Below are 15,609 nucleotides of genomic sequence, written 5' to 3'. Positions count from 1 at the left end.
CCACCGTAGAGTGATTCAAGGGAGCGAATCATCTCGCACATCAGTTACTCATTCTTTTTAAACCCATTATCTTCATTGAATGTTTGACGATTGGCTTCAACTGTTTTAACCAACAGAACTTTTTGAAAATGAAATGGCGGGTTAAATTTTGTGCTATGATTTACTATATTTTATTGATTCTATAGCTTAATACCAGGGATATCGGTGATGAACGGACTAGAAAAGGAATGCTGTCCCAAGAAAATTCTATTAACTACGCAGGAAAAATCTCCAGAAGATTTAGATTCTTGTTGTGCACACAGTGATGCAGACGCTACAGATAATGCCTTTGCTTTTTTCGGTCAGTTATTTCAAGCAAACCTTGCTAAATGGACTGCGGGGATAAGTCCTGCAGCGCTAGGCTCGTCCTATTCCACATGGCTTTGGCAATTGGCACAATCCCCAGAAGTATTATGGGAACTGGCCTTTTATCCTGTCTTTCATGCTAATGATTGCATTAATAATATCATTTGTGTCGAGCGTGCTGCCGGTGGCAAAGACGTACGTTTCAAAAAAGACAGTTGGCAGCCTATGCCTTGGCGTTTATATGCAGAAGGATTTTTGCAGGTGGAGGATTGGTGGCGACACGCCACAACCCGCGTGCCAGGATTATCCAGCCAGGTGGAGCGTACCGTTTCATTCTGGGCACGACAATATCTTGATGCCCTGTCGCCTTCCAATTGTGTTTGGTCTAATCCTGATTTATTCCATGAAGCCTTGCGCACTGGAGGACTTAATCTCATTCAGGGCAGCCAAATTGCATTTGAAGACTGGCTAGAAAAGCAAACAGGTGCACCACCTACAGGCTCTGAACATTTTATCCCCGGAAAACAAGTGGCGATTACCCCAGGACGGGTGGTGTTTCAAAATCATTTAATTGAGCTCATTCAATACGAACCCCAAACCAAGACAGTGTATAAAGAGCCGATTCTAATTTTACCCGCCTGGATTATGAAATATTATATTTTGGATTTATCGCCTCATAATTCCTTGGTGAAGTGGCTCGTAAGCCAAGGCCATACCGTATTCATCATTTCCTGGCATAATCCAAATAAAGAGGACCGCGATTTAGGAATGGATGATTATTATCGCCAAGGGGCAATGGCTGCGATTGATGCAGTATCAACCATTCTACCCCAAACAAAAATTAACTTAATGGGCTATTGTTTAGGTGGCACGCTAGCCCTGATTACTGCGGCAGCGATGAGTAGAGATAAGGATGAACGCTTAAATAGCCTCACCCTTCTTGCAGCCCAAGGAGATTTTACTGAGGCCGGGGAACTAATGCTTTTTGTTACTGAAAGCCAAGTGGCTTTCCTTAAAAACATGATGGGAGAACAAGGGTATCTTGATACCAAACAAATGGCGGGCTCCTTTCAAATGTTGCGTGCCTACGATTTAATTTGGTCCAAAATGGTTCAAGACTATATGCACGGGATGCGGCGTGGGATGATTGATTTAACCGCTTGGAATGCGGATGCCACCCGTATGCCTTATAAAATGCACAGCGAATACCTCGAAAAGCTGTTCTTAAACAATGATTTTGCTGAAGGCCGTTATACAACTGAAGGAAAGCCGGTGGCTGCAGAAAATATTCAGTTGCCACTTTTTGCAGTCAGTACCGAAAAAGACCACGTAGCCCCTTGGCAGTCTGTTTATAAAATTCACCTGATGACGGAGGGGGACATTACCTTCGTCCTCACCGGCGGCGGACATAATGCAGGGATTGTGAGTGAACCAGGTCATCCTGGGCGTTCTTATCGGGTTCATAAGAGCAAGAAAGGTGACGCTTATCTCAATCCTGAGAGTTGGCACGCGATTGCAGAGAAACGAGAAGACTCCTGGTGGCAAGAATGGCATGATTGGTTAGTGCAGCAATCGACTAAAAAACGCGTCCCTCCACTGGTCATGAATACCTCACTACCCGCTGCACCAGGTACTTATGTACTGCAGAAATAGAAGGGAAAAAAATGGAGAAGGAGTTTCTTGAGAATGTGACTTTTGATGAGCTTACGGTGGGCCGTCAAGCGAGTCTAAGTAAAACACTCACTCAAGACGACATCAATTTATTTGCTGCCATGTCGGGTGATGTGAATCCTGCTCATATGGATCCGGTATTTGCCCAAAGCGATATTTTTCATGGTATTGTGGGTCATGGCATGTGGTCTGGCTCGCTGATTTCAACACTTCTTGGTACTGTTATACCTGGTCCAGGCACCATTTATCTTAAACAAGACATTCAATTTAAAAAGCCAGTGCGTTTAGGGGACACGCTCACCATCACCATCATCGTCAAGGATAAGGGCGCCAATAAGCCCCGTGTGATTTTTAATTGCAAGGGTGTGAATCAGCACGGAGAAACGGTCATCGAGGGCTTGGCAACCGTGCTTGCGCCAACGAAAAAAGTACGGGTTGCACGGACTCATTTACCGTCTATAGAAATACATAACCACGATCGCTTCGAGGCGATAATCAAAGCGTGTCGCTGTATGGGTGCTGTTCGCACGGCCATTGTGCATCCGGTTAGTATGAGTGTCATGGAAGCGGTGAACGATGCGGTAAAAGCAGGACTCATTATTCCCATTTTAATTGGCCCTTTGGTCAAGATGAAGACTGCAGCTCAAGAGGCAGGGATTGATTTATCACAGTGGGAAACGATTGATACGGAGCACAGCGATGCCGCAGCAAACAAAGCTGCCGAATTGGCATCTTCTGGCGAGATTGATGCCATCATGAAAGGCTCATTAAGCACCCATGAATTAATGGGGGCTATTGTACCCACCGCCTCGGGCTTACGTACGCAACATCGTGTGAGTCACGCCTACGTCATGGATATCCCTTCTTACCACAAACCACTCATCATTACAGATGCTGCGATTAATATTGCCCCTACTGCCACCGACAAAGCGGACATTTGCCAAAACGCCATTAATCTTTGGCGAGTATTGTTTGGCGAGGACAAGAAACCCAAAGTAGCTATCCTTGCCGCCATCGAAACCGTCAACCCTAAGATGCAAGCCACTGTCGATGCCTCTATTTTGTGCAAAATGGCTGACCGAGGACAGATAAATGATGGCATTCTTGACGGCCCCTTGGCTTTTGATAATGCGATTAACAAGGAGGCAGCCAAAGAAAAAGGAATTATTTCTCCTGTGGCAGGCGACCCGGATATTCTTTTGGTTCCTGAAATCGAGTCCGGGAATATTTTGGCCAAGCAATTGACTTTTTTAGGTCATGCGGATGCTGCGGGAATTGTTTTGGGTGCTCGTGTTCCAGTCATTCTGGTGAGCCGAGCAGACTCACTGCGAACGAGGCTGTTCTCTTGCTCCCTGGCTGTTAAACTGGCGACAGCTCGAAAGGAAGGACGAATCAAATGACTGCAATCAAAGCAGCCAGTATCCTTGTGATTAATGCGGGCTCTTCCAGCGTCAAATTTCAGCTTTTTTCAAGACAATTAAACCCACAACTTTTAGTTCAAGGGAAGGTGGCTGATATTGGCGGGAGACCTTCCTTTATAATCACCGATGCCCTGCTAAACCCTGAGAATAAGCAGGCTGACAAAAAAATACTTTCTGATAATTGCTCGCACGAAGAGGCTTTATGCCGTATTTGGGACTGGATTGAGGAGTGGAGTGAACAATGGCAGGTGACTTCGGTTGCTCATCGCGTTGTCCATGGCGGGACCCTCTTTAAAAACAGTGTGCTAGTCAATCCACACGTCATGCAGAAATTATGGGCATTAGCCCCATTGGCTCCTTTACATCAACCCCATAATCTCAAAGCCATTGAGCTCATCAGTACTCTGAAGCCAGAGGTACTTCAAATTGCTTGTTTTGATACAGCGTTTCATGCCCATCATAAGGCTCTGTTCACCGAGTATGCATTGCCACAAAAGATAAGGGAGCAAGGTGTTCGTCGTTATGGGTTTCATGGATTATCGTATGAATGGATTGTTCACACCTTGCGGCGGTATGAGCCTTCATTAGTTGAGGGACGGCTTATTGCGGCCCATCTTGGCAATGGAGCCAGTTTGTGCGCAATACGCAATGGAGTAAGTATTGATACGACGATGGGCATGACTGCCTTGGATGGATTACCCATGGGAACTCGTTGTGGGAGCCTTGATGCCGGCGCTGTGACGTTTATGATGCGTCATCTAGGTTTGTCTATCGATGAGATTGAGTCCCTTCTTTACAATGAATCAGGGCTTCTTGGTTTATCGAGCCTAAGCAATGACGTCAAAACCTTGCAAGACAGCAAAGATGCAAAGGCTCAATTTGCATTAGAGTATTTCTGTCTTAAAGCTGCCCAATTCATGGGGATGATGGCAGTAACCCTAGATGGGGTGGATGCCATCGTGTTTACGGGCGGTATTGGTGAAAATTCAGCCTTTGTGCGAAACACTATCTTGCGTCATTTGAAATTTCTTAAGCCTTTTGAAACACGGGTTGTTACAGCTAACGAAGAGCGCATGATGGCACTTCATGCCATCTCACTTCTTGAACGTCAAACGGGAGTAAAAGCTGATGGAGAATAAAAAAGGATTGATTGTTGGAATTGCCAATGAGTACTCCATCGCCTGGGGTTGTGCCAAAGTATTGCATGAAGCGGGCAGCGAATTGGCAATCACCTATCAAAATGAGAAAACCAAGGGTTACTACAGCCTTTGGCTGAAAAAGTGTCATCTCCTATTGTTATGCCTTTGGACGTGACCGATAAGGCACAATTTGATGCCCTATTTCAGAAAATAAAAGACCGCTGGGGTCGTCTTGATTTTGTTATCCATGCGATTGCCTTTGCACCAAAAACTGATTTACAAAGTCGTGTTGTCGATTGCTCGAAAGACGGCTTCATGATGGCGATGGATATTTCTTGTCATTCGCTCATCTGATTGGCAAAAGCCGCTGAACCACTGATGGTCGATGGAGGGAGTATTATGACCATGAGTTATTATGGCGCTGAAAAAGTGGTCAAAAATTACAATCTCATGGGGCCTGTTAAAGCGGCTTTGGAAACCTCTGTGCGCTATCTCGCCATGGAACTTGGCAGTAAAAAGATTCGAGTCAATGCGATTTCTCCAGGGCCAATAAGCACTCGTGCGGCCTCAGGTTTAGCTAATTTTGATAAGCTGATGGTAAAGGCGGCAAAGGAAGCACCCTTGCATCAGCTGGTTACAATAGAGGACATTGGTGAAACAACCTCTTTTTTGGTATCCAATAAAGCCGCCTCCATCACTGGTCAGATTCTTTATGTGGATAGCGGCTACAATATTAAGGGCTAATAAACCAAGAGTCATTTTTTCTCTAAAAGTATTCTTGGTCATTTTGTAATTACATGTATTGCCCACCATTGATATCAAAGTTAGCGCCCGTGATAAAGCCACTTTGTTCATCAGCAAGAAAGGCAACGACCCGAGCAATTTCCTGGGGTTTGCCTAATCGCCCCACAGGAATTTGAGCGATAATGGCATCTAAAATATCATCCCTCATCGCGGCAAGCATCTCCGTATTAATATAGCCAGGGGAGACGGTGTTCACGGTAATTCCTTTCTTTGCGACTTCTTGCGCCAGGCTTTTGGTAAAACCATATAACGCCGATTTACTGGCGGCATAATTACATTGTCCGAACTGCCCTTTGCGCCCATTAATGGAGGAGATTGTGATAATACGCCCATAACCATTATCCAACATGTTGGATAATACGGTTTTCGTCATATTAAAAACGCTATTTAAATTAGCATTAATGACTTCTTGCCATTGTTCCGGTGTCATTTTTTTCAAGCTGGCATCATGGGTAACGCCTGCATTATTAACTAGAACGTCAATTTTGCCGTACTTCTCTATCACCAAATCCGTTAATTTTTCACAATCATTGAAGGAAGAAATATCCGCATAGACAATGTCGATATCAAATCCTTGCATGGATTGTTTTTTCTGCCATTCTCTTGCTAATTCGTGATGGCCATGTTTGAAGTAGCAAGCAATCACTTGATAATTGAGGTCTTGCATTTCTTGACATATGGCTGTTCCAATGCCACCAGTTCCTCCCGTTACTAAAGCAATTCGTTGATTCACCTTCCTTCCTCCTTGATTTGGTTATTATTATTTAACGAGTTCAACGTCCTCTGCTTGCGGCCCTTTTTGTCCTTTGCCTACTTTAAACAGAACGGTTGCTCCTTCGGGAAGGGTTTTAAAACCGCTACTTTGTATGGCACTGAAATGGACAAAATAATCCTTGCCACTACTTTCAATAAAGCCAAAGCCCTTGCCTTCATTAAACCATTTTACTTTACCGCGAATTTTATTGGTCATTTTGGTTTCTTTCCTGATAACTTGAGTGCTTTATAGTGTCATGCTACATGATTCTCTGTGTCAATAGTCAGTATTTTAGCTCAGCAATCCTGGATTTTTTTATTCTTTCTAAGTCATGGGGTTTTAAAACCAAAAGACATAATCAAAAGAACTGAGGAGAATTATTGATTGTCGCATCTCTTTCTCAATTAATTGAATCAGAGGGCTTAGTTTCTTCTTCCATCTTCTTCAATGAAACAACTTTATCACACTGAATCTCAATCGTATTTGTTTTACGTGTTGATACACCCCAGCATCTTATCCTTTTTCCATCTATATTCATTGATAGGATATGAATAATCAAATTTTTTCCATAAGTGTTGTCTATCTTAATATCTTGAGTATTACTTGTTTTTGTAGTAATTCTCCCAATTGAATTTCCATTACGATGGAACTCTATTAATATCTCGATATTGGATAAAGATACATTTTTTATTTTGGAATCTTTATGATATTTAATATGATAGGATTCCTTGCCTGCATAGGCGTTTATTGCTGTGAAGAAAAAAATAACAATAAGAACAACCTTAAAAAAGCTCATTTTTTCTATTTTAGACAGTCTGATATGCTTCATGTGAGTCATGCCCCCTTATTTTTTTGATATTCCAATAAAAATTTTCATGTTCCCCAGTTCTATAAAATTAATATTAATCCTTCTTCTGCATACATATAATCCCTCCAAGTTTAGACTACACAAAACAAATTTCTGAGGGGCAATGAACGTAAGTCTGATTCAGAGTATCCTTTGACAATATATAACCCAATCATTAATGCATCGTATTCTACTCCTCTGTTCTGCGTCACTGCAATTTTGTGCAGTGACGCAGAAAACCAACCTTGATTTTACCGGGTAAAATCAAAACATTAGCGCATTTTGTCCTGGCGCCCGTCTGGCGTCAGGACAAAATTCTCTTCTTCAAACCCTTGCGCAGCAAGCACCGCTTTGGTACTTTTTAATGAAGCACAACTGAAGAGCTGGTGTGATTCCAGCGAAACGTATCCAACGTCTTGTGCAAAGCCACTTCATTCCCTAACTCTGTGGCTAGACGTTCAGTCGGGAAAACCATCTAGGAATCTCTGCCATCCGGCAGGGCAACTCCCTCGGGAGTTTAAGTCAATTTATTTCAATTTGACCATGGACTTGTGACAAGGCCCATTGTCTTGTCGTTTTTATTAATCAGCAAAATAAGGAGAAATAACCACTAGAAAAACTGCAGTAATCGGCGAGATCGTTTGCCTTATAACGATTGTTTTGCCCCCAACTTCGAGCTTTATGGCTTTTGCCAGGTTTCATTTTTGAGTGAGCCGCTCGACCAACACTAAACCAGAAACAGGGCAAATGAATTTTCGGATTGGATGATGAGACAATATTCCTTAAGACAAACTGCTAATCGGTACTTTCAGCTTGATAACCGAGGCAGCTATCAAGAAAAGAAAAAGCGTGCTTACGTCATACAAAAAATGATTGATGATTTATTTTGCATTGGTGATATGCCTACCTCATGGCAAGTCATGAAATCAGAGCATATTCAAAAGCTGGTTGAATATTGGAAAAAAGACCGTGTCAAAGACGCCACGATTATGCGTTACATGACAATTATCAGAAATTATTTACAGGATATTGATTGTCAAATACTCAATATTGATAACAAATCCTTGCAATTGCAAAGAAAAAAGCCAAAACGCCAACGATTAAAATGGCAACCTAACCTCTGGGAGTCATTCTCTGATAGTACACCACGTATCATCATGGCACTGCAAACACAATTTGGCCTAACTTTTAGTGAAGCAATACATATTAGGCCAGGTATCCATATTAAAGAACATAAACTCTCGCTCACACGCGAGATCACTTTTAACTCGGTGGATAGAACCATTCCTATCAGAAATGAAATCCAAAAAAATATTCTGTCTGATTTAGAACAACTAACCAATAGGCAAAGCCTGGTACATTTTTTTAGCTACAAACGCATCAAGCTAGATTGGAATCATGCACTGGTAGACCACAGCATCCCAATAAAAAAATCCTGGCGTTATTTATATGCAAGACAGATGTACGAATACTTACTACCGATTCTGGGCAACTACCAAACCTGTTTAGTATTACATGATGAACTGGGAATAAAATCCCGCAACACACTATGGGCATACCTCCATGAGTAAATCAAAGCTGAAAAGCGCATTATTTTCGATCAATGAATGTGTCAAAGAGTTAGGCGTATATTCCCATGCCAGCAAAGCCGACACACGCCATATCTTAAATCGCTGCATTAAGGATCTACATGACCAGGGTTTTATGGTTGCTCATGTTAAAGGGCTAAAATCAAAACACATTTATGTGTTAGTAGAGCACTGGAAAAAACTGGGTAAAAACCCCGCTACTATCAAAAATTACATGTCTAAACTAAGGAAATTATCTATCTGGCTCAATAAACCAGAATTGATCAAGCCGAGCAATGATCATTATCAAATTGACAAGCGGAATTATGTGCCAACACATAACAAAGCCATCACTAACGTAGATTTCTCAAAATGCGAAAATCCAATGATACGTCTATCTCTTGAGGCCCAATGCCTCTTTGGTTTACGCCGTGAAGAGTCAATGAAATTAGTTATCAGTGATGCTTGGAGAGGGGACCGTCTAATATTAAAATCCAGCTGGACAAAAGGCGGTATTGGGAGATCCATAGATATCACCAACGATGAACAAAAAGAATGGCTAGAAAAAGCGATTAAGCAAGTACCTCATGGTCGATCATTGATCCCCAAAGGCAAAACCTATAAACAATATTTAAGGCAATACCAAACTGAAACAGAAAAGCTGGGACTTAAAAAGTGCCATGGTCTGCGCCATGCCTATGCTCAAAAAAGATATCATGAAATCACGAGTCAGCTTTCTCCAGATAAAAAGTCATTAAAATGTCCAATTGAGGGTGGAAAATCATCTAAATATTTGTCTCAATCAGAAAAAGCAATAGATCGTGAAGCCCGTGGAATTATAAGTAGAGACCTCGGCCACTCCAGAGTATCCATAACCAAAATTTATTTAGGCTGACACTTTTTGTTTTTTTAGCTTTTCAATACACAATTTCATTTTATAATGTGGCACTGGATGCCATGAAGCTATAAATTCTCCAATAATTTCAAAACCAACCTTTTTATAAACATGAACCGCACGCTCATTAGAGATCTCAGGATCAATAAGCACTATTTTTGCATCAGAAAATTGACTTAAAATAAACTCATGAATCATCCGTACTGATAATCCCTTACCGATATAATCCAATCTGCAAATGAATAAATCTAGAGTAACTGCACCATCAAGATATTCTTCTGATTTCTCTATTTCAGAAGTAATTAAATAAGCGAATGGGATTTCATTATCATAGGCTATCCAATGAGTAGCCCACGATTCCCCATCACTTAAAAATTGATCAATGTCTTTAATCGTATTACTTAGACCATCACCATGAAGCCATTCATTAATATGTGGCTGATGAATCCACGCCAGAACAAGTTCATGTTGAGATTTATTCATTGGTCTGAAACAAAAACGCAACTCATTTGAGGAGGCTTTAATCATCTAAATAATACTCAAATAACGGGGAGCTAATCTTTGAATTGTATCACTTATCAGAAAACTGTGTATTAATAAATTTTCAAATAAGTTCATTTACTATCATTTGGAAAAAGCGCTTGATTTCCAGTTCTGGCTTGATAATCTAAAAGCAACACAACTGAAGAGTCAGTGCGATTCTGACGAAACCTACAGGTCTTGTGATATGCCATCTTGTTCCCTAATTCCATGGCAAAGCGTTTAGCAGGGAAACCCCATCAGGAGAGGTATTTACGGTTTTACGCCCGAGGAGTGCTTTAAGCACATCATCATTAATAAACAGGTAAATCAACCGATGTTTCGGTGATCTTTTTTGCATAACCCAATTGGGATTCATAGTCCCTTTGGGGCTAATCCTCCCTAGCCCTAAGGAGCATACCATGCAACAGCAGGAACCAGCACAACTTGAGATTGAACATTTGCTATTTGAACTGAATTGTTGTGTCAATGATTTAAGTCGCCATCGACTCCAAATCAATCCTCATGACATTCAGCATGTAGAGTTAAGTTTGCACAAACTGGAATCTCTGATTTCCTTTGTCAAACAGTTTGATACTCAACGAATTGCTTGTTAATTGAAGCAAATTAAGTCTTATCCGCATAACAGAAAACCACCTGCCTATGCGGATGTTTTTCTGTTATGCGCTCACATTTAACAATAACAGGAGAATACAGTGACTGCATCTTTAAACCGCGTTCAATTAATCGGTAATCTCGGCGCTGATCCTAAAAGCATCATCGGAAAAGACGGACAAGCTTTTGTCACAGCCACTTTGGCTACCAATGAATCATTCAAACAAAATGATGAATGGCAAACCAGAGTGGAATGGCATCAGCTGGTACTTTTTGGAAAGCTAACCAAAGTCGCTGAATATTTAAAGAAAGGGGCGCAAGTATACCTTGAAGGCAAACTACGTTCTAATCAATGGACTGACAATGAAGGTAAAGCACGTCAAGCCTTAAGCATTGTTGTCAGCCATATTCAGCTACTTAGTACACCCAAATCTACTGATGAATCAAGCAGCAAAACCGCAGAACAGCACATGGCTCAGATGCGAGAAATACTGCAACCAGAGGAAATTCCGTTTTAATCATACCCTACCACGGGAGCAAGCTCCCGTGTGGGATTGCCCCCTTAACACAAGGAGATAATCCCATGGACACCCCTTCAATCTACGTCGCCTGTTTAGCCTCTTACAATAACTCCATATTGTATGGTGTTTGGATAGATGCCACGCAAAGCGAAGATGGCATCATGGAAGAAATTTGGGAAATGCTGGTTAACAGCCCTGAACCTAATGCTGAAGAATACGCCATACACGATTATGAAGGATTCGGCAGCATCAAAATCCATGAGTACGAATCAATATGCAATATTGTTGAGTACGCATCATTTATTAAAGAACATGGGGAACTGGGCTTAGCCCTTCTCTGTGATTATTCGATAGATGATGCACAAACTATGTTGGAGGAGCATTACCAAGGTTGTTATGATTCAGAGGTTGATTTTTCCAGGCAGTTATTTGATGACTGTTATGCCCATCAAATGCCGGATAATTTGATCTGCTATTTTGATTTTGAGGCTTTTGCTCGGGATCTTTTTATTAGTGATTATTGTTCGGTAGAGTTTGGTGGACAGGCATATATTTTTTCAAGCTATTAAGCCCCTCTTTGGGGCTTCTTTTTTACTACTTTAAACTCTAAAACCACTTTGAAACTTCTATTAGGTTTTAAACAAATTATGTTATAGCCCGTTGATTCAATGTTACTATAATCGATTATTTAACTCGAAATGAACTGAAATGGGTTCTGGTGTATTTATAATTTTATCCGCAATACTCCATGCAGCATGGAATACATTTGCCAAACGCAATTCAACGCCCTATTACGAAGTATTGGGAATTATGAGTTTTGCAACTGTATTCTCGCTTCTATTTATTCCTCTTTTCTCTGGCCCATTGTTTGAAACATCTGATTCCTTTTTATGGGCACTAACCTCTGGTTTATTTGAAGGAGGCTATATAATCACATTAGCTATTAGTCTTAGTCAGTCTTCACTTGGAAAAGCCTACATTATTATGCGAGGTAGCGCCATGGTAATTGTCTGGCTTATCTCAGCATGCTTCCTTAGTGAAAATATAAATTTATTTAGTGTCATTGGTGTATCCTCTGTTCTTTTTGGATTGATACTAACAAGCCAAACTTTTAACCCTGATCAATCAAGACAACTGTTATTTCCTGTTCTATGTGGCATCTGCATTGCTGGTTATCATTTATGCTACGGTCGTTCTTTAGCATATGGTGCAAACCCAGCTGCGCTCTTTTCTGCAGCTTTATGGATTGCTTTGCCTTGTGTTTTTCTTTTGATGAAGAAAAAACAAAGACAAATATTCAAAGAACAAGTTAAATCCAATTGGAAAATGACTTCTCTAGGAGGAATTATAAGTGCATTATCTTTTTTGCTATTTTTAATTGGATTGCGTCATGCTGAAGCTGGTCTAGCCCTTACTCTTCGTAATACCTCAGTGGTATTTGCGCAAATATTTGCTTATTTTATTGGTGAAAAGATTTCCCAATATCAGTGGATTGGAGCTTTACTGGTAGCTTTTGGTGCTAGCTTAATATATCCATACTAAAAGTGCATGAGTCCGCTGATCGTTTGTCATCCATAAGTTGACAAAAAATTCCCTTAAAATACTCTATAGAGTTATTAGCACTAGCGCTTAGCTGTAGTAAATAAGCATTTTCATTATCCCACCACAGAGCATCATGTGGCCCATAACAATTATTAACACTGGCAATGTATATATTGCTGGAAATCATATCACTCTTCGGGTTTAGGACAGTTAAATTAAAATTACTGTATCCACTAAATGAATTCATATTTGGCAATCTAGAAAGTGCTGGCTTCTTTATTGGGAAAGAGGCTTTATTGAAAACACGAAACCATGCAATTTGGTTTTTCTTTTCATTCTTCGGAAACATAACAAATTGAATTTCTTCTACTTGATTTTCATTACCATAAATAATTTGGCTATCTGGAATAAAGTCTAAGTTAAGATGGTTTAAATACTTAGTATAGGAATCCGGCTTGCTATTTCTAAGAATATTATGCATTGGCCATCTTAAATTCCATAAACTTGAAGGTGGTTTATATTCATTCCTATTAATGCACGCATTATCTACGCAGTTGTTGTAGCGTGACCAATACGATAGTTCAAAAAAGCTCTTTTCTAAAATTTCACTTGATGATGAAAGAGGAGAAAAAAATTTACAAAGTTCTAAGAACTCCTCATCCTTCAAATTTCCTTCAAGTAGACGAAGTTCAATATTAGTCCCATGGGATAAAAAACTTAACGTTTTAGATTTCGAATAATCATAACCAATCCAACAAATACTTTCCTGATTCAAAACGTGGGGTTTCATTTCCCAAACCCAATGATCGTATAAAGCAGCATGATCTAATGTTGATAAAGGTCCAAAATCATACAAAAATTGCTTACATCTTAAGAGAGCATTTTTATACTTAACAAAGTAGTAATAAGAGGAGAAATGAGCAGAACACCAAGCAGACCATTTTTTAAATTGATAATGACTTGGTTGTTCATTATAAGGAGCATCTTCTTGCCTAAGTTTAAAATTATATAAAGTAACTTCATCAGTATTGGGTATCAAAATAACAAAATTTACTTTTTCTTGAGCCTGTGTAGGGGATATTTCGTGCACTAAATTCATTTCTTAATTCCAAGCATATCAAGATTGGGAGTTGTCTATAATTTGGTGGGACTAAAACTAATTTATAAATGAATGGTCTCTTTCAGCCCACTTTCACTTCCTGTATTTTGTCATTACTCATAAAAAAACCAGTTATCGATGCCCTTACATGATTTCCTGCTGCATTTTCTACTTTTTTTATACAATGCAAAATATTATTTTTAAAAATAACCAATCTATTAGGTTTCGGTACGATATAATAGCCTATTCCATCGCCAACATAGTTATTCAACTCGGAACTATTAAGATGGAACCCTACTTTTTTCGTCTCATTATTAATTAAAGAGACTTCAGGATATTCAAATTCTTGCTGGTGTAGAGGATTAATTAATAATTCGGCTCCCCAATTCATGTCCCAATTGGGATGACAGTAATAAACATACGCGCCTGAGATTTTATATTTTCCGTCGGTATGCCAAGAAAGTCCTGAGCCCCTTGGGTAAAGATAGGGCCTAGCATAGAAAAAGTCCCAATCTCTATCTTTAAACCCTATTAAATGAGAAAACTCGGCAGAGCCCACAATTAGTGCCTGTATAAATAAATCAATTGTTGTAGCGGTAGGGTAAATTTGCTCTGTAGTGCAGGGTTCTGGCCTTGAATGAGAAATAGTAACGTTGCCCCATAAAGGGGCACCATCTTCGAGACTAAAAGCATTTACCCATCTGGAAGAATGAACAAACTTAAATTTTTCAGTTTGAATAAAATTCCAAATTTTTTCAAAAGCGGATGGCTCTAAGAAATCATCGATTACTGCAAACACATCATTGTTTAAAATTAATTTCATATCAACATCAACACTATCAGGCGGGATGCTTGGTCTCTTCTTTAGTTACCAAGGCATATATTCATCTTTATCTTCTTCTGCATCAATTCTATTAAAATAATATTCTTTCATAACATCTCCCTATTCAAAATTATTTTTTAGCAGAGTGCCGATTATAAATTCAATAGTTCAAAGTGGCAATTGAATTGAGGAGCTATTTTTGAAAGTGTAGCCAGAAGTGTAGCCAAGAATTCATGTTAGGAGTTTGGGATTCGTTATAACCCTTTCTGGTATTGGTCGGGACGGAAGGATTTGAACCTTCGACCACTAGCACCCCATGCTAGTACGCTACCAGGCTGCGCTACGCCCCGACTTGGTGGCAAATGATAACTAAGTCTGAGGGAAATAACAAGAGCTTATCGATTCACTATTATTTTGTAGCCTTGGTGCAGCGCAGCGGAACCCGGGATTTTTGCATAAATTTTTCCCTACTCGAGTTCCGCTACGCTGCACCCGGGCTACAATCTGCATTTATTTCTGAGGGATAACTCTTTTAGAACTTTCTGAAAGAATAAAGCCGCATGCGTTAATTCCTGATCGGCATAAAGCCTGCTTTTCTTCTTTTTGTATTGTCCAGTAGGAGCCATAGGGCTTCACTAATTGATTCACTGAGGGCGATAAGTGAATGGTCATCCATAAATAGGTTCCTTTATCTTCTGGATTTGGCCAGCGATAATAACAAACCAAGTTATTGTTCTCATTAATCAGCGCCTGCATAAAACCAACTTTGTCTGGTGCTTTCCATCCCTGATAATCCATCTGCCAGTATAATTTTTCTACTTGGAATACTTCAGGATTATATTGATGTTCTCTAACAATTTGCGGTGGAGGGCAAAAATGCAGCGTTTCGGTTATTGGTTCTTGAGTTTTATTCCAGATTTTTTCCAACACCACATGAATTAATGGATGATAGCGGACGCCAATTGCAACCCCGATAACAAAAATCGCGAGAATCAAAAAAAGAATTTTTAAATATGAATACACTTAAGCTCCTGGCAACTCTTCAA

At 40.1% G+C, this 15,609-nt stretch carries 16 protein-coding genes, 1 tRNA gene and 1 pseudogene; 10 read left to right on the top strand and 8 right to left on the bottom strand.

Translation table 11 applies throughout. The features are described from left to right. Positions 1-207 precede the first annotated feature (207 nt). The 4 genes and pseudogenes from LXO92_RS05910 (at position 208) to fabI (ending at position 5,320) form a co-directional block, all read left to right on the top strand. Positions 208-1,998 (top strand): PHA/PHB synthase family protein, encoded by a 1,791-nt coding sequence (locus tag LXO92_RS05910; RefSeq protein ID WP_232890569.1) that lies wholly within the window; start codon positions 208-210, stop codon positions 1,996-1,998. A gap of 11 nt (positions 1,999-2,009) precedes the next feature. Further along, positions 2,010-3,416 carry a bifunctional enoyl-CoA hydratase/phosphate acetyltransferase gene (locus tag LXO92_RS05905; RefSeq protein WP_232890568.1) on the top strand — a complete coding sequence of 469 codons (1,407 nt, stop codon included), beginning with the start codon at positions 2,010-2,012 and terminating at the stop codon, positions 3,414-3,416. Next, positions 3,413-4,576 (top strand): acetate/propionate family kinase, encoded by a 1,164-nt coding sequence (locus tag LXO92_RS05900; protein ID WP_232890567.1) that lies wholly within the window; start codon positions 3,413-3,415, stop codon positions 4,574-4,576. The genes LXO92_RS05905 and LXO92_RS05900 overlap by 4 nt, the downstream gene beginning before the upstream one ends. Continuing rightward, positions 4,566-5,320: pseudogene (gene fabI / locus LXO92_RS05895) on the top strand (enoyl-ACP reductase FabI). The gene LXO92_RS05900 and the pseudogene fabI overlap by 11 nt, the downstream one beginning before the upstream one ends. A 49-nt stretch (positions 5,321-5,369) precedes the next feature. On the opposite strand, the gene phbB reads toward fabI, so the two are convergent. The 3 genes from phbB to LXO92_RS05880 all read right to left on the bottom strand — a co-directional run bounded on the left by phbB (position 5,370) and on the right by LXO92_RS05880 (position 6,963). Then, complete coding sequence (gene phbB, locus LXO92_RS05890) at positions 5,370-6,113, bottom strand: acetoacetyl-CoA reductase (protein WP_232890566.1); 744 nt, start codon at positions 6,111-6,113, stop codon at positions 5,370-5,372. 27 nt (positions 6,114-6,140) lie between these two features. After that, entirely contained in the window at positions 6,141-6,350 is a 210-nt protein-coding gene (locus LXO92_RS05885) for a cold-shock protein (RefSeq protein WP_010652810.1), read from the bottom strand. Between the two features lie 184 nt (positions 6,351-6,534). Continuing rightward, positions 6,535-6,963 carry a hypothetical protein gene (locus LXO92_RS05880; RefSeq protein ID WP_014842624.1) on the bottom strand — a complete coding sequence of 143 codons (429 nt, stop codon included), beginning with the start codon at positions 6,961-6,963 and terminating at the stop codon, positions 6,535-6,537. A gap of 785 nt (positions 6,964-7,748) precedes the next feature. On the opposite strand from LXO92_RS05880, the gene LXO92_RS05875 reads away from it, so the two are divergent. Continuing rightward, positions 7,749-8,552: a phage integrase N-terminal domain-containing protein gene (locus LXO92_RS05875; protein WP_232890907.1), complete on the top strand. Its 804-nt coding sequence runs from the start codon at positions 7,749-7,751 to the stop codon at positions 8,550-8,552. Further along, a complete protein-coding gene (locus tag LXO92_RS05870; protein WP_232890565.1) occupies positions 8,545-9,444 on the top strand; it encodes a phage integrase N-terminal domain-containing protein in 900 nt (299 codons plus the stop codon). The genes LXO92_RS05875 and LXO92_RS05870 overlap by 8 nt, the downstream gene beginning before the upstream one ends. Here LXO92_RS05870 and LXO92_RS05865 read toward each other — a convergent pair. Continuing rightward, the gene (locus LXO92_RS05865; RefSeq protein WP_232890564.1) at positions 9,436-9,972 is read right to left on the bottom strand and encodes a GNAT family N-acetyltransferase; all 537 of its coding nucleotides are present in this window, start codon (positions 9,970-9,972) and stop codon (positions 9,436-9,438) included. The two genes, LXO92_RS05870 and LXO92_RS05865, sit on opposite strands and share 9 nt — an antisense overlap. 413 nt (positions 9,973-10,385) lie before the next feature. Between LXO92_RS05865 and LXO92_RS05860 the strand changes: the two genes are divergently transcribed. From LXO92_RS05860 to LXO92_RS05845, 4 genes are all read left to right on the top strand, one after another. Next, positions 10,386-10,580: a hypothetical protein gene (locus tag LXO92_RS05860; RefSeq protein ID WP_232890563.1), complete on the top strand. Its 195-nt coding sequence runs from the start codon at positions 10,386-10,388 to the stop codon at positions 10,578-10,580. Between the two features lie 99 nt (positions 10,581-10,679). After that, positions 10,680-11,096, top strand: coding sequence for a single-stranded DNA-binding protein (locus tag LXO92_RS05855; RefSeq protein WP_232890562.1), 417 nt, complete (start codon positions 10,680-10,682; stop codon positions 11,094-11,096). 65 nt (positions 11,097-11,161) lie between these two features. Beyond that, positions 11,162-11,668, top strand: a complete 507-nt coding sequence (locus LXO92_RS05850; RefSeq protein WP_232890561.1) for an antirestriction protein ArdA — start codon at positions 11,162-11,164, stop codon at positions 11,666-11,668. Positions 11,669-11,807: 139 nt separating this feature from the next. Further along, entirely contained in the window at positions 11,808-12,641 is an 834-nt protein-coding gene (locus LXO92_RS05845) for an EamA family transporter (RefSeq protein ID WP_232890560.1), read from the top strand. Here the strand turns inward: LXO92_RS05845 and LXO92_RS05840 are convergent. From LXO92_RS05840 to LXO92_RS05825, 4 genes are all read right to left on the bottom strand, one after another. Beyond that, a complete protein-coding gene (locus tag LXO92_RS05840) occupies positions 12,619-13,740 on the bottom strand; it encodes a hypothetical protein (protein WP_232890559.1) in 1,122 nt (373 codons plus the stop codon). The two genes, LXO92_RS05845 and LXO92_RS05840, sit on opposite strands and share 23 nt — an antisense overlap. Positions 13,741-13,822: 82 nt before the next feature. Further along, entirely contained in the window at positions 13,823-14,563 is a 741-nt protein-coding gene (locus LXO92_RS05835) for a 2OG-Fe(II) oxygenase (RefSeq protein ID WP_232890558.1), read from the bottom strand. A gap of 273 nt (positions 14,564-14,836) precedes the next feature. Next, positions 14,837-14,913: transfer RNA gene (locus tag LXO92_RS05830), tRNA-Pro, on the bottom strand. A gap of 160 nt (positions 14,914-15,073) precedes the next feature. Continuing rightward, entirely contained in the window at positions 15,074-15,586 is a 513-nt protein-coding gene (locus tag LXO92_RS05825) for a hypothetical protein (protein ID WP_182351791.1), read from the bottom strand. Between the last annotated feature and the right edge of the window lie 23 nt (positions 15,587-15,609).

It is taken from the genome of Legionella resiliens (assembly GCF_021344005.1).
In the GTDB taxonomy this organism is placed as follows: domain Bacteria; phylum Pseudomonadota; class Gammaproteobacteria; order Legionellales; family Legionellaceae; genus Legionella; species Legionella resiliens.
Note: the sequence above shows the minus strand (reverse complement) of the source record. Positions and strands in the feature narration are given on the sequence as shown.